This is a genomic window from Rhodovulum sp. FJ3 (assembly GCF_032918305.1).
Classification (GTDB): domain Bacteria; phylum Pseudomonadota; class Alphaproteobacteria; order Rhodobacterales; family Rhodobacteraceae; genus SAT37.
The window spans coordinates 727129-740287 of record NZ_JAWJUU010000002.1 but is presented as its reverse complement, the minus strand read 5'-3'; the positions used below and the strand labels follow the sequence as shown (position 1 = coordinate 740287).

Annotated in this window: 12 protein-coding genes; 9 read left to right on the top strand and 3 right to left on the bottom strand. The window is 62.5% G+C overall.

All coding sequences use genetic code 11. The features are described from left to right. Nucleotides 1-73: 73 nt before the first annotated feature. From R1W00_RS08705 to R1W00_RS08675, 7 genes are all read left to right on the top strand, one after another. The gene (locus R1W00_RS08705; protein ID WP_317262334.1) at nucleotides 74-1648 is read left to right on the top strand and encodes an ABC transporter substrate-binding protein; all 1575 of its coding nucleotides are present in this window, start codon (nucleotides 74-76) and stop codon (nucleotides 1646-1648) included. 71 nt (nucleotides 1649-1719) lie between these two features. After that, nucleotides 1720-2667 carry an ABC transporter permease gene (locus R1W00_RS08700; protein ID WP_317262333.1) on the top strand — a complete coding sequence of 316 codons (948 nt, stop codon included), beginning with the start codon at nucleotides 1720-1722 and terminating at the stop codon, nucleotides 2665-2667. After that, nucleotides 2667-4556, top strand: a complete 1890-nt coding sequence (locus tag R1W00_RS08695) for a dipeptide/oligopeptide/nickel ABC transporter permease/ATP-binding protein (protein WP_317262409.1) — start codon at nucleotides 2667-2669, stop codon at nucleotides 4554-4556. The genes R1W00_RS08700 and R1W00_RS08695 overlap by 1 nt, the downstream gene beginning before the upstream one ends. Next, entirely contained in the window at nucleotides 4553-5506 is a 954-nt protein-coding gene (locus tag R1W00_RS08690) for an oligopeptide/dipeptide ABC transporter ATP-binding protein (protein WP_317262332.1), read from the top strand. Before R1W00_RS08695 ends, R1W00_RS08690 begins: the two co-directional genes overlap by 4 nt. A 153-nt stretch (nucleotides 5507-5659) precedes the next feature. Continuing rightward, complete coding sequence (locus tag R1W00_RS08685) at nucleotides 5660-6700, top strand: pyridoxal-phosphate dependent enzyme (RefSeq protein WP_317262408.1); 1041 nt, start codon at nucleotides 5660-5662, stop codon at nucleotides 6698-6700. After that, the gene (locus tag R1W00_RS08680; protein WP_317262331.1) at nucleotides 6693-7856 is read left to right on the top strand and encodes a Xaa-Pro peptidase family protein; all 1164 of its coding nucleotides are present in this window, start codon (nucleotides 6693-6695) and stop codon (nucleotides 7854-7856) included. Before R1W00_RS08685 ends, R1W00_RS08680 begins: the two co-directional genes overlap by 8 nt. After that, nucleotides 7856-8560 carry an aspartate/glutamate racemase family protein gene (locus tag R1W00_RS08675; RefSeq protein WP_317262330.1) on the top strand — a complete coding sequence of 235 codons (705 nt, stop codon included), beginning with the start codon at nucleotides 7856-7858 and terminating at the stop codon, nucleotides 8558-8560. The genes R1W00_RS08680 and R1W00_RS08675 overlap by 1 nt, the downstream gene beginning before the upstream one ends. 5 nt (nucleotides 8561-8565) lie before the next feature. Here the strand turns inward: R1W00_RS08675 and R1W00_RS08670 are convergent, their stop codons facing one another. Both R1W00_RS08670 and choX read right to left on the bottom strand, forming a co-directional pair. Beyond that, nucleotides 8566-9444, bottom strand: a complete 879-nt coding sequence (locus tag R1W00_RS08670) for an alpha/beta fold hydrolase (protein WP_317262329.1) — start codon at nucleotides 9442-9444, stop codon at nucleotides 8566-8568. 11 nt (nucleotides 9445-9455) lie between these two features. Continuing rightward, nucleotides 9456-10376 (bottom strand): choline ABC transporter substrate-binding protein, encoded by a 921-nt coding sequence (gene choX, locus R1W00_RS08665; protein WP_317262328.1) that lies wholly within the window; start codon nucleotides 10374-10376, stop codon nucleotides 9456-9458. Nucleotides 10377-10503: 127 nt separating this feature from the next. On the opposite strand from choX, the gene betI reads away from it, so the two are divergent. Beyond that, complete coding sequence (gene betI, locus R1W00_RS08660; RefSeq protein WP_317262327.1) at nucleotides 10504-11175, top strand: transcriptional regulator BetI; 672 nt, start codon at nucleotides 10504-10506, stop codon at nucleotides 11173-11175. Nucleotides 11176-11178: 3 nt separating this feature from the next. Here the strand turns inward: betI and R1W00_RS08655 are convergent, their stop codons facing one another. After that, on the bottom strand, nucleotides 11179-11781 hold the full coding sequence (locus R1W00_RS08655; RefSeq protein WP_317262326.1) for a PAS and helix-turn-helix domain-containing protein: 603 nt from the start codon (nucleotides 11779-11781) through the stop codon (nucleotides 11179-11181). Nucleotides 11782-11879: 98 nt separating this feature from the next. On the opposite strand from R1W00_RS08655, the gene R1W00_RS08650 reads away from it, so the two are divergent. Continuing rightward, complete coding sequence (locus R1W00_RS08650) at nucleotides 11880-13079, top strand: substrate-binding domain-containing protein (protein ID WP_317262325.1); 1200 nt, start codon at nucleotides 11880-11882, stop codon at nucleotides 13077-13079. The last annotated feature ends 80 nt before the right edge of the window (nucleotides 13080-13159 follow it).

Below are 13159 nucleotides of genomic sequence, written 5' to 3'. Positions count from 1 at the left end.
TTCCCCTTGTATTTATCATGACAATTTGTCTGAATGCAATTCATCATGATAAATAAGACAGGGAAGACCGCTCATGACACTGTTCAAACTGACACGCCGTGCGATGCTGGCGGCAGGGGCCGCGACGGCTATGGCCCTTTCCCCGATTATGGCCACGGCCCAAACCCCGCCGGGCGTTTTGATCGTCGGCCAGATTGCCGAGCCAAAGGCGCTTGATCCCGCTGCCGTGACGGCAGTGAATGATTTCCGCATCCTGATGAACGTCTATGACGGTCTGGTGCGGTATAAGGACGGCACGCTTGAGGTTGAGCCGTCGCTGGCCACCGCATGGGAGATCAGCGAGGACGGCACCGTCTATACCTTTACCCTGCGCGAGGGTGTGACCTTCCACGATGGCAGTGCCTTTGATGCCGAGGCGGTCAAGTTCAACTTTGACCGGATGCTGGACGAGAGCCACCCCTATCACAACACGGGTCCGTTCCCGCTGGCCTTCTTCTTTTCGGCCGTGGAGAGCGTCGATGTCATCGACCCGCTGACTGTGCAATTCACGCTGAACGCGCCCTATGCGCCGTTCCTGTCGAACCTTGCCTATCCCACGGGCCTGATCGTGTCGCCCGCCGCTGTGGCCGAACATGGCACGGATTTCGGGCGCAACCCGTCGGGCACGGGGCCGTTCAAATTCGCCGAGTGGCGCTCGAAAGAGGCGGTCGTCGTGGAAAAGAACGTCGGCTATTGGGATGGTGATGCGAAACTGGACGCGGTTGTGTTCCGCCCGATCACCGATGCCAACACCCGCACCGCCGAGATGCTGGCCGGTGGGATCGACCTGATGGTCGAAGTGCCCCCCGTCGCCCTAAGCGAATTCCAAGACGACACCTATACCGTTCATGAACAGGCGGGCCCGCATGTCTGGTTCCTGATCCTGAACGCCAAAGAGGGCCCGTTCGCCGACAAACGCATCCGTCAGGCGGCGAACTATGCGATCAACAAATCGGCCATCGTAAACGACGTTCTGGAAGGCACGGCCGCCGTGGCCGCCGGTCCGACCCCGCCCGCGTTCGCATGGGCCTATAACGAAACGCTGGAGCCCTATCCCTATGACCCCGCCAAGGCCAAAGAACTGATCGCCGAGGCCGGTGCCGAGGGCGCGGAACTGACGTTCTATGTGACCGAGGGCGGCTCGGGCATGCTGGATCCCGTTGCCATGGGCACGGCCATTCAGGCCGATCTTGAGGCCGTCGGGTTTGACGTGAAAATCGAGACCTATGAATGGAACACCTTCCTTGGTGAGGTGAACCCCGGTCTTGAGGGCAAGGCGGACATGGCCGAAATGGCGTGGATGACCAACGACCCCGATACGCTGCCGTTCCTTGCGCTGCGCACCGAGGCATGGCCGGACAAGGGCGGGTTCAACTCGGGCTATTATTCGAACCCCAAGGTGGATGAACTGCTTGAGGCCGCGCGCGTTGCGACCGATCAGGATGAGCGCGCCGCGCTTTATCAGGAAATGCAGACCATCGTTCAGGAAGACGCCCCGTGGGTCTTTGTCGCGAACTGGAAACAGAATGCGGTGACCTCGGATCGGGTCAGCGATTTCGCGCTGCAGCCGTCGTTCTTCCTGTTGTTGGATGACGTCGCCAAAAACTAAGGTGACCTTGGTGCAGCCGCAGTTCACTCGGGCGGCTGCATCCGTTTTTCCGCCACTGTCAGGGACGCTTTATGGCTGGCTATATTCTGAAACGCCTCTTGTCGGCGATCCCCGTCTTGTTCGGGATTTCGGTCATCGTGTTCGTGATCATGGCGATGATCCCCGGCGATCCGGCGACGGCCATTCTGGGGTCCTATGCGACACCAGAAAACGTAGAGAAACTGAATCGCGATCTGGGTTTGGATAAACCGATGGTCCAGCGGTATTTCATCTGGCTGGGCAATATGGTGCAGGGCGATTTCGGGCGCAGCTTTAGCCTGAACCGTGACGTTCTGGATGAGGTGCTGGACCGGTTCGGGGCGACCTTGATCCTTGCGGGGACGTCGTTTGTGCTGTGCTCGATCCTTGGGGTGGCGGCCGGTGTTGTGTCGGCGGCGCGCCAATACGGTCTGGCGGATAAGGCGATTACATTTGCCGTGCTGCTGGGCATTTCGATCCCGTCGTTTTTCCTTGGGATGATGATGATCCTGATTTTCGCGGTCAAACTGCGCTGGTTTCCGGTCTCGGGCATGTGGCCGATCTATGGGGCGCGGGATGTGTCCGCGTTGATCAGCCACCTGACCCTGCCGGCGCTGGCGCTTGCCGTGGTGGCCACGGGGGTCATCGCGCGCCTGTCGCGTTCTGCCATGCTTGAGGTTCTGCGACAGGATTTCATCCGCACCGCGCGGGCCAAGGGCGTTCCCGAACGCGCCGTGATCTGGCGCCATGCCCTGCGCGCCGCCATGGTCAGCATCATCCCCGTTCTGGGGGTTCAGGCGGGATTTGTCCTGTCGGGCGCGGTCTATATCGAGATGGTGTTCCAATGGCCCGGTGTCGGTCGGATGCTGGTCGATGCGATCCTGCAGCGCGACATCCTGTTGGTGCAGGGCGGCGTCGTGTTCGTTGCGGCCTGCTATGTGCTGTTCAACATCGCGGTTGATGTCGCCCAAAGCCTGCTGGACCCGAGGATCAAGACATGATGGATTTCCTGCGTCTGCTGGCCCGTAACCGTCTGGCCTTCGCCGGGTTGATCGTGATGGGGGTGGTTGTGGCTCTGGCCATTTTGACGCCGATCCTGCCGCTGGCCCCGCCGGATGTGACCAACACCGCCAACCGCTTTCAACCGGTGCTGAGCGAGGGCGCATGGCTTGGCACCGATCACCTTGGGCGGGATCTGCTCAGCCGTCTGATGTGGGGCACGCGTCTGTCCGTGGCCGTGGGGTTTGCCGCCGCCCTGATCGCTGCGACCCTTGGGGCGGGGATCGGCATCATCGCGGGATTTTACGGTGGGCGCACGGACAACATCATCATGCGCGGCATCGATATGTTGATGGCCTTTCCCTATATCCTGTTGGCGCTGGCGATTGTGGCCGCGCTGGGGCCGGGTTTGATGAACGCCCTGATCGCGGTGGCGGCTGTCAACATCCCGTTCTTTGCCCGCAACATTCGCGGCATCACCGTGGGCATCGCGCATAAGGAATTTGTGGACGCCGCGCGCCTGTCGGGGATGAAGGACGCGCGCATCATCCTGTCCGAGGTGCTGCCCAACGTGATCCCCGTCATCGTGATTGCCATGTCGACGACCGTGGGCTGGATGATCCTAGAGACAGCGGGGCTTAGCTTTCTGGGGCTCGGGTCACAGCCGCCGCAGGCCGATCTGGGCTCGATGCTGGGCGAGGCGCGCTCGGCCTTGATCACCAATCCGCATACATCCGTCGTGCCCGGTGCGATGATTTTGGTCATCGTGATGGCGATCAACCTGCTCGGGGACGGGGTGCGCGATGCGCTGGACCCGCGGTTGAAATCCGGTGCCCTGTCGCGCCCGATGCCCGCAACCAAGGTGGACCGCAAGACCATTCCGGACCAAGGGGAGAACGCGGGCGACAGCCTGTTGAACATCCGCGCGCTAGAGACCCAGTTCCATGTCAAAAATCGCGTCTATCGCGCCGTTGGCGGTGTCGATCTGCAGGTGGCGCCGGGGCAATGCCTTGGCCTGATTGGAGAGAGCGGGTCGGGCAAATCCGTCACCGCCCTGTCGGTCATGGGCCTTGTCGCCTCACCCCCTGGGGTGATCACGGGCGGCGCGGCCTATTACAAGGGGGAGGACCTGATAGGGGCGCCGTATCAGATCCTGCGCGCGCTGCGGGGCGACCGGATTTCCTATATCTTTCAGGACCCTCTGGCGACCTTGCATCCGCTCTATACCATTGGCGATCAATTGGCCGAGGCGATCCGCGTCCATCATCCGGTGTCGCGCGGCGAGGCGCGGGCGCGTGCGATTGACCTGCTGAAATCCGTGCGCATCCCGAACGCCGAAAGCCGCGCCAACAGCTATCCGCACGAACTGTCGGGGGGGATGCGCCAACGGGTCGGGATTGCGATGGCCCTTGCCAATGATCCGGACGTGATCATCGCAGATGAGCCGACCACCGCGCTGGACGTCACGGTGCAGGCGCAAATCCTGTCGCTGCTCAACGACCTGCGGCGCGAGCGCGGCTTGGCGATCATCTTTATCACCCATGACTTCGGCGTCGTGGCGCAGCTGTGCGATCATGTGGCGGTGATGTATGCGGGCCGGATTGTCGAGCACGGCCCGACGGATGACATTCTGCGCACACCGGCCCATCCCTATACCACGCGCCTGATGGCCTGCGTGCCGGAACTGGGGCAGGGGCGGCGCGAACTGGCCGCCATTCCGGGCCTGCCGCCGCTGGTGGATCAACTGCCAGCGGGATGCGCCTTTGCGCCGCGCTGTGACATGGCACATGCGGCCTGCAAAACGGGCGACATCGCCTTGGTGGCTGCGCAAACGGGACGCGCCGTGCGCTGTTTGACGCCGCACAACACGCCGGTGGAGGTCGGGACATGAGTATCGCCCTAAAACTAACCGACCTCAGCAAGGTCTTTCCCGTCGGCAAGCGCCTGTTCGGCCCGCCCAAGGCCCAAGTGCGCGCGGTTCAGCCCGTCACCCTGTCGGTTGAGGCGGGTGAAACCCTTGGGATCGTTGGGGAATCCGGCTGCGGCAAATCCACCTTGGCGCGGATGCTGGTGGGTCTTTTGCCGCCCAGCACGGGGACGATCGAAATCGACGGTCAGCCCTTGGATAACGCCGATCCCGCCCTGTTCGGGCGCAAAATCCAATACGTGTTCCAAGACCCGATCAGCAGTCTGAACCCCCGCAAAACCATCCGCCAGATCATGGAGGCCCCCCTGCGCCATCTGCACGGGATGGGACCGTCTGAACGTGCCGCGCGCATCGCCGAGATTTTCGCCGCCGTGAACCTGCGCCCCGAGTTTCTGGAGCGCTATCCGCACGAATTTTCCGGCGGTCAGGCGCAACGGATCGGCATTGCCCGTGCGCTGGCCGCGGATGCGCGTATCCTGATCTTGGACGAACCGGTGTCCGCCCTTGATGTGTCGGTGCAGGCGCAGGTTCTGAACCTGCTGGCCGATCTGAAACAGAAATTCGGCCTGACCTATCTGTTCATCAGTCACGATCTGGCCGTGGTTGAGGCCGTCAGTGACCGCGTGGCCGTTCTCTATTTCGGGTCGGTGGTTGAGGTTGGCCCCGCCGATCAGGTCTTTGCCAAACCGCGCCATCCCTACACGAAACTCTTGTCCGATAGCGCGCCGGTGGTGGGCCGCCCGTTGACCGCGCCCGAGGGACGGGAAACCGAACTGCCCGACCCGCTGAACCCGCCCAAGGGCTGTGCCTTTTGTGCGCGCTGCCCGAATGCGGGGCCCCAGTGTCGCGATCAGGTGCCCCCGTTGACGCAACAGGACGACGGTGTCTGGACCGCCTGTTTCCATCCGTTGTGAGTGGGGTGCGGCGTCCCCCGTCCTTTGGCGGTAGATACGGCGATTTTGCTCTGATCGGACATGCCTTCGCGATGGCGTGTGCCCCTTGCGCGGGGACGGGTTTGCGTGCCTACTCGGCGGGACGAAAACGGCAAGGGGGCTGATGTGACACGTATGATTGAAAACCCGTGGCGCGGAGCGGGCCTTGATCCCGATGGGGTGATGCCGATTGCCGATGCATCCGGCGTGGCCGACCTGTTGGCCCTGTGCCCGATGCACGGCGAAACGCCCCTGTGCGATGCGCCCGAACTGGCCCGCCTTGCCGGTGTGGCGTCCGTGTCGATCAAGGATGAGCGCACCCGCATGGGCCTTGGCAGTTTCAAGGCCCTTGGCGCGGTCCATGCGATTGCGCGCGCGGCGGTGGCGCGCGGCGGACATGATCCCGAGGCCCTGTTCAGCGCGCTGAACGGTCAAACCTATGTCGCGGCCAGTGCGGGGAACCACGGCCTGTCGGTTGCGGCGGGCGCGCGGATCTTCGGGGCGCGGGCGGTGATTTACCTGTCGGCCACGGTGCCCGACCCCTTTGCCCAACGTCTGGCGGGCTATGGCGCCGAGGTTGTGCGCGCCGGTGCCGATTATGAGGCCAGCATGGACGCCGCGATGCAGGCGGCAGAGGAAAATGGCTGGACCTTGCTGTCTGATAGCTCATGGCCCGGCTACACCGAACTGCCCCTGCGCGTGATGGAGGGGTACACCCAAATGGCCGCCGAGGCCGTCGCGCAGATGGAGATGCCGACCCATATCCTGTTGCAGGCGGGGGTTGGTGGGTTGGCGGCGGCGGTCGCGGCGCATGCGCGTCTGGCGTGGGGCGATGCGCCCGACATCATCGTGGTCGAACCCGAGGCCGCACCGGCCCTGATAGATAGCATTGAGGCAGGGGCGCTGGTCACATCCGAGGGGCCGGTGTCCTGTATGGGGCGGCTGGATTGCAAAACGCCGTCGATGATCGCGCTGGCCGGGTTGTCGCGCGATGCGGATCGGTTTGTCACGATTTCCGAGCAAGACGTGCGCGAGGGCGTCGATACCTTGGCGCGGCACGGGTTTGACACGACCCCGTCGGGGGGCGCGGGATTGGCGGCGCTGTTGACGGGGCTGAACCTGCCCGCTGACGCACGCGTCTTGGCGTTTCTCAGCGAAGGGCCTGAGGATGGCTGAACGCTCCCTGATCTTTCCGGCGGCGGAATACCGTGACCGTGTTGCGCGCCTGCAGGGGGAGATGGGCGAACAGGGGCTGGATGCGCTGTTCCTGACGGCGTCGGCGGATGTCTTCTATGTCACGGGGTTTTTGACGCGGTTCTGGGAAAGCCCCGCGCGTCCGTGGTTCGTGATTGTTCCGGCGGCGGGCGATCCGGTGGCGGTGATCCCGTCGATCGGGGCAGAGTTGATGGGCCGCACATGGATCAGTGACATCCGCACGTGGGACGCGCCCGATCCGGCGGATGACGGGGTTAGTCTGCTGATCGACACGATCTGTGGCTTGGTGCCGGACACAGCGCAGATCGGGGTGCCAATGGGCCTTGAGACTCATCTGCGCATGCCCTTGGCCGATTATGATCGCGTGTCGGCGGGGATCGCGCCGCGCCGGTTTGTCGATGGCACGAACGCCGTTCAACGCACCCGCGAAATCAAGAGCACCGCCGAAATCACCGCAATCCGCACGGCCTGTGACATCGCCGGACGCGCCTTTGCGCGGGTGCCGGAATTTGCCGGTGTGGGTCGGCCGCTGGATCAGGTGTTTCGCGATTTTCAGGCGGCTTTGCTGCACGAAGGGGCCGATTGGGTCAGCTATGTGGCCGGTGCCTCGGGGCAGGGCGGATATGGCGATGTGATCTCGCCCGCGTCCACCGAGCCGCTGCGCTCTGGCGATGTGTTGATGTTGGACACGGGCGCGGTGCGCGGCGGGTATTTCTGCGATTTCGACCGGAATTACGCGGTGGGCGACGTGTCCGATGCCGTGCGCCGCACCCATGCCGCGTTGTGGGAGACGACCGAGGAGGCGTTGTCCGCCCTGCGTCCGGGGATGCTGGCCTGCGATGTGCATCGAATGTTGTGTGATGGGTTAACGCGGCGCGGGGCCACGCCGGGCGGTGGACGGTTGGGCCATGGGTTGGGCGTCACCCTGACCGAATGGCCGTCGTTCACGCCGCTGGACACAACGCCCCTGCGCGCCGGTATGGTGTTGACGTTGGAACCCGGCGCGATGGTCGCGGACGGGCGCATGATTGTGCATGAAGAAAACATCGTGCTGCGGGCGGAGGGGGCCGAATTGCTGTGCCCGCGCGCGCCTTATGAGATGGTGGGATTGGGCTGATGGGCGATTTTCCCTATGACCTGACGCCCAGCACATTGCCCGCGATGGGTCTGATTGTGCTGCGCGTGGATGAGACGATTGAACAGGATTTCCGCCGCGCGATTACGCCCGATGCCGCGCGTCTGCACATCACGCGGGTTCAGTCGGGCGATGACCTGACGCCTGACAGTATTGCCGCGATGGAGACGCAACTGACCTCCGCCGCGTCGCTATTGCCGCCTGCGGGGTTTGACGTGGTGGGCTATGCCTGTACGTCGGGCACGGCGCAGATCGGGGTGGATCGCGTGGGTGATCTGGTCCGCGCGGGGGTGCAAACGCGGCATGTGACCAATCCGTTGACCGCCGCGCTGGCCGCCTTTGCGGATCGGGGCGTGGCGCGGGTCGGGATCGTGTCGCCCTATGTGGCGTCCGTGGCCGCGCCCTTACGAACGGCGTTCATAAATGCGGGGATCGAGGTGCCTGATACCGTGTCCTTTGGCGAAGAGGTCGAGGCGCGCGTCGCCCGTATCGATCCCAAATCCATCGCCGACGCCGCGCGTGCATTGGCCGCGCGCCGCCCGATGGATGCGGTATTCCTATCCTGCACGAACCTGCGCACCTTTGACATCCTATCCGTGCTAGAGGCCGAATTGGGAATCCCTGTGCTCAGTTCAAATCAGGTTCTTGCGTGGCATATGGCGCGCCTTGCGGGGCAAGGCGTCTGAACGACCTATCGCACCGGTCCGTTCAACCAATTCAGGCACATCTCAACCACCCGATCGTCGATCCAGTGGCCCAGACCGGGCAGGTCGCGAAAGGTCGCGTTGGGCATATGGGCAGCCAAACGACGGGCGGCGTCGGGCGTGATACAGGGATCATTGTCCCCATGCACGAACAGGGCAGGAACCGCCGCGCCGGATAGGTCCGCGTCCCACGGTGGGGTTCCGGTAATCGCCAAGGCCTGTCGCAAATATCCGCCCCCATCCGCCGCGCGCGCCACAAGGGTGCGGGCCAAATCACCGTTTGTCGCGCTGTCGCGCGGCATCAGGCCACTTGAAAAATGCGCGTTGCTGTCACGGATCGCGTTTTCCGCGTCGGCGGGCGTGGGAAAGGGCAGGAAAAACCGTTCCATCATCTGACGGGACTGCGGGGTCGCGGATAGGGCACCGCTGCCCCCCGTGCTGGACAAGGAAACCAACAGGCGCAGGCGCTCGGGCGCGCGGAGGGCGATCTGTTGGGCGATCATCCCGCCCATGGAAAACCCAAGGCAATCAAAGGTCGCAATCCCCAAATGATCGGCAAGGGCCACAACATCGCCCGCCATGTCCCCAAGGTCATAGGGGGCAATCGCGCGGGGGCTGCCGTCCCACGAAAACCCATCGGGCACCGCCGCGAACGTGCCGCCAAGGCGATCAGACAGGCCGCTGTCGCGATTGTCCATGCGGATGACGCGGAACCGCTTGGCCAATCCGGCGATCAGGTCCTCGGGCCATTCGATCAGCTGCATGCCCAACCCCGCGATCAGGAAAATCGCGGGGGCGTCCAGCTGTCCGTCTTGGCGATAGCAGATCTGAACGCCGTTCAAATCCGCAAACCGGTCGTACGTCATTTGGGGTGCATTCAAAGGCCGAGATCCGCGGTCACAGCATCCAATGCGGACGTCCCGTCCAGCGCCTGAACCCCGTTCAGCCAGCCGTTCAGCACATCGGGATGGGCCGTGATCAGGGCGCGCGCGGCGTCCATCGCACTCATCCCGTCCTCAAGGATATAGCCCATGCCCTCGCTCTCCAACGCGACGTCAAAGGTCAATTGTGTCAATAGCTTACCAACCTCGGGACACTCGTCTACATAGCCCTTGCGCACCTGTGTCGACACGGTCGCGCCACCGAAATTCGGCCCGTAATAGGCGTCACCGCCGGACAGATATTCCAGATCAAACGCCGTGTTCATCGGGTGCGGGGCCCATGCCAAAAAGACGATCCAGTCCTCTTTGCGCGCGAACCGTTCGACCTGCGACAACATCCCCTGTTCCGAGCTTTCGACGACCTCCCATTCGCCCAGCCCGAAATCATCCGCCGCCACGACGTTCAGCATAAGTTCGTTCGATCCCGGTTCGATCCCGTAGAGCTTGCCGTCGAATTTTTCGGCATGCGCGGCCAGATCGGCGAAGTCGGTCACCCCCGCCTCATAGACATAGGACGGCACGGCCCATGTGAATTTGGCGCCCTCAAGGTTCATGTGGATCGTCTCAATGTCACCGCTGTCACGGTAGGGGGCGAAATAGGTCTCCATAGCGGGGTCCCAATAGCCCATGAACACGTCCAGATCGCCGCGCTTCATCGACTCATAGATAACCGGAATGCCAAGGATGTCGCTCTCGGTGGTATAGCCCATCCCCTCAAGCAGGACCTGTGTGATGCCGGTTGTGACCGCAAGATCGGTCCATCCGGGTTCGGCAAGGCGCACGGTGGAACAGGTCGCATAGGCAGGCAGGGCACAGGTCAGGGCAAGGGCGCTGACGGTCGGGAGGAGAGGTTTCATAGTTGACGATCCTTTCGGATTAAAGATTGACCACACGGTTTATCTATCGCGACGGTGAAATAGATTGATCGGTGAGTCAATCTATTTTAGACATCCAAGACGAACGGCCCCGCCAGCGGAGGGTGCAATGGGACGACGGGACATGTCCGATATCCGGCGGGCGGAATATGCGGCGGCGGCCTATCGTGCGTTGATGCGTCACGGAAATCAGGGCACGTCGCTGGCCCGTGTGGCCGAAGAGGCGGGCGCGTCCAAGGCCAATGTCCTGCACTATTTCAAAAGCAAAGAGGCCCTGTTGGCCGCGGCCCTGCGCCATGCGAATGCGGTTTTGCTGCGCGAGGTGGTGTTGCTGTTGAATGAGGCGCAAAGCCCGTGGGAACGGATCTATGCGGTTGTGGAAACCAACCTGTCGCCGACCTCGTTCCGGCCTGAGGTGGCCCATGCGTGGATTTCCCTATGTGCGGGCGTACCCCATGTCGAGGCCTATCAGCGTATCCAGACCGTGATTTATGCGCGGATGCGATCCAACCTGATCGGCCCGTTGCGCGCGTTGCTGCCCGAGGAGGACGCGGTTCTGATGTCGGACCTGCTGACCACCGCGATTGACGGGATTTGGCTGCGCTGTGGGCTAAGCCTGAACGGGATCACGATTGAGGATGCGCGCGCCCAGATCGACGCGGTTCTGGACGCCCGTTTGCCCGATAGCGCGGAGCGCCGCGCGGCGCGTGCCCGCATGATCGAGGTCTGCCGCATCATGACAAGCGCCCGCCGCCTGCAAAACCCGCAAGACCCGTTGTAATGCCTAGCCGCCGCTGCGGGACACGACGTGGTCGCTATTGATGCCGCCAAGGGATTGGAACAATCCGCTTGAATTGCTGACCCCGAATTTTTTCAGCAGCTTCGCGCGATAGACCTCGACCGTGCGATAGGACAGGTCCAACTGGTTCGCGATTTCCTTGCTGGTCAGCCCGTCCGAGAGGTATGAAATGATCTCACGCTCGCGCCGTGTCAGGGGGACATAGGGGCGGGTTTCGGACAGATCGGCAAAGCTCCAGACGGCGCGGGACAATGGTTCGTCCGGCGTGAACGAATGGCCGCGCACACGGCACCAGAACAGGGTGCCGTCCTTTTTCGCCATGATGCGTTCGTCCCAATAGGTGTTGGTCTCACGCAATTGGCGCACACCGCGATCACGGATGTTTTTGAATTCCTCGTCGCTGGGGTAGAGGATCGCAAAGACCTGATTGCGCAGCTCATCCCGCGTATAGTCGAACATCTCGGCAAAGGCATCATTGCAATCGCGGATCACGCGGTTTTCCGTGATGACCAGACCGACCGGCGCAAACGCATAGGCCAGCGTGGCGAAATCGCCGGTTTCATAGGCCTCGTCTATACGTATTTCCACAATATTGCCTCAGGGTCCTAGTCGCGCGAACATGTCATTAGGGTAGGGGCGCGATGCTTGTGATGCAACGCATGCACCTGCCAACATGGGAGGAAAGCATGGCACTATTCAAGCGACTCGTCGCATCCGCCGTGATGGGTATGACCCTCAGCACGGCAGCAATTGCAGAAAACGACCCGATCAAGATCGCCCTGATCCACGGCCTTAGCGGGTCGAGTTTCGAGGCGTTTTCGAAACAGGCCCAGACCGGTTTCGAGATGGGCATCGAATACGGCACCGGTGGCACGGGCGAAATCAATGGCCGCCCGATTGAGCTGATCATCAAGGACACGCAATTCAAACCCGATATCGCGCGCGCCGTTCTGGCCGAAGCGTATGGCGATGATGAGGTGTTGCTGGCCGTCGGGGCGACCTCGTCCGGCGTGACCACGGGGATGTTGCCCATTGCCGAGGAATACGAGAAAATCCTGATCGTTGAACCGGCCGTCGCCGATAGCCTGACCGGCCCCGACAGCAACCGTTACGTGTTCAAGACCTCGCGCAACTCGTCGATGGATATGCAGGCACAGGCGCTTGCACTGAACCCTGATGAGACGCTCTATGTGGCGACTTTGGCCGAGGATTACGCCTTTGGCCGCGACGGGATTTCCGCCTTCAAAACCGCGCTGGACGGGTCGGGCGCCACGGTCGTGACCGAGGAATACGTGCCCCAAGGCACCACCGATTTCACCGCGACCGCCGAACGCATGTTCAACGCGCTAAAGGACAAAGAGGGCCGCAAGGTCATCCTGATCTACATCGCCGGTGGTGGTGATGCACCTGGTAAGATTCAGGCGATGGACCCCTCGCGGTTCGGGATCGAGATCTCGATGGGCGGGCACATCCTGCCGGTTCTGCCGACGTACAAACGCTTTCCCGGTATGGAAGGCGCCGTGTATTACTACTATGAGGCGTTCGATAACGAGATCAACGATTGGCTGGTGACCGAACACACCGCGCGGTTCGACGGTCCGCCCGATTTCTTTACCGCCGGTGGGATGTCGGCCGCGCTGGCCGTGGTCAAGGCCCTGACCGAGGCACCGGATTACGACACCGAGACCCTGATCGAAACGATGGAAGGCATGTCTTGGGAAACGCCCAAGGGCACGATGACCTTCCGTCCCGAGGATCATCAGGCGCTGCAGGATATGCTGCATTTCAAAATCCGCGTCGATGATGCCGTTGATTGGGCGATCCCCGACAAGGTCCGCATCATTCCCGCCGATGAGATGGATATCCCCATCGGTCGCGAGAACTAAGACCCACGCGGTCATTCCCCGTCCCCTTCTCGGGGCGGGGCCCCACGACGGGCCACCCCGTCGTCCCAATTTTCCTATCG

Coding starts and splice junctions, on each gene's coding strand:
- R1W00_RS08705 (WP_317262334.1), top strand. CDS start 74: ATGACACTGTTCAAACTGACACGCCGTGCGATGCTGGCGGCAGGGGCC.
- R1W00_RS08700 (WP_317262333.1), top strand. CDS start 1,720: ATGGCTGGCTATATTCTGAAACGCCTCTTGTCGGCGATCCCCGTCTTG.
- R1W00_RS08695 (WP_317262409.1), top strand. CDS start 2,667: ATGGATTTCCTGCGTCTGCTGGCCCGTAACCGTCTGGCCTTCGCCGGG.
- R1W00_RS08690 (WP_317262332.1), top strand. CDS start 4,553: ATGAGTATCGCCCTAAAACTAACCGACCTCAGCAAGGTCTTTCCCGTC.
- R1W00_RS08685 (WP_317262408.1), top strand. CDS start 5,660: ATGATTGAAAACCCGTGGCGCGGAGCGGGCCTTGATCCCGATGGGGTG.
- R1W00_RS08680 (WP_317262331.1), top strand. CDS start 6,693: ATGGCTGAACGCTCCCTGATCTTTCCGGCGGCGGAATACCGTGACCGT.
- R1W00_RS08675 (WP_317262330.1), top strand. CDS start 7,856: ATGGGCGATTTTCCCTATGACCTGACGCCCAGCACATTGCCCGCGATG.
- R1W00_RS08670 (WP_317262329.1), bottom strand. CDS start 9,444: ATGACGTACGACCGGTTTGCGGATTTGAACGGCGTTCAGATCTGCTAT.
- choX (WP_317262328.1), bottom strand. CDS start 10,376: ATGAAACCTCTCCTCCCGACCGTCAGCGCCCTTGCCCTGACCTGTGCC.
- betI (WP_317262327.1), top strand. CDS start 10,504: ATGGGACGACGGGACATGTCCGATATCCGGCGGGCGGAATATGCGGCG.
- R1W00_RS08650 (WP_317262325.1), top strand. CDS start 11,880: ATGGCACTATTCAAGCGACTCGTCGCATCCGCCGTGATGGGTATGACC.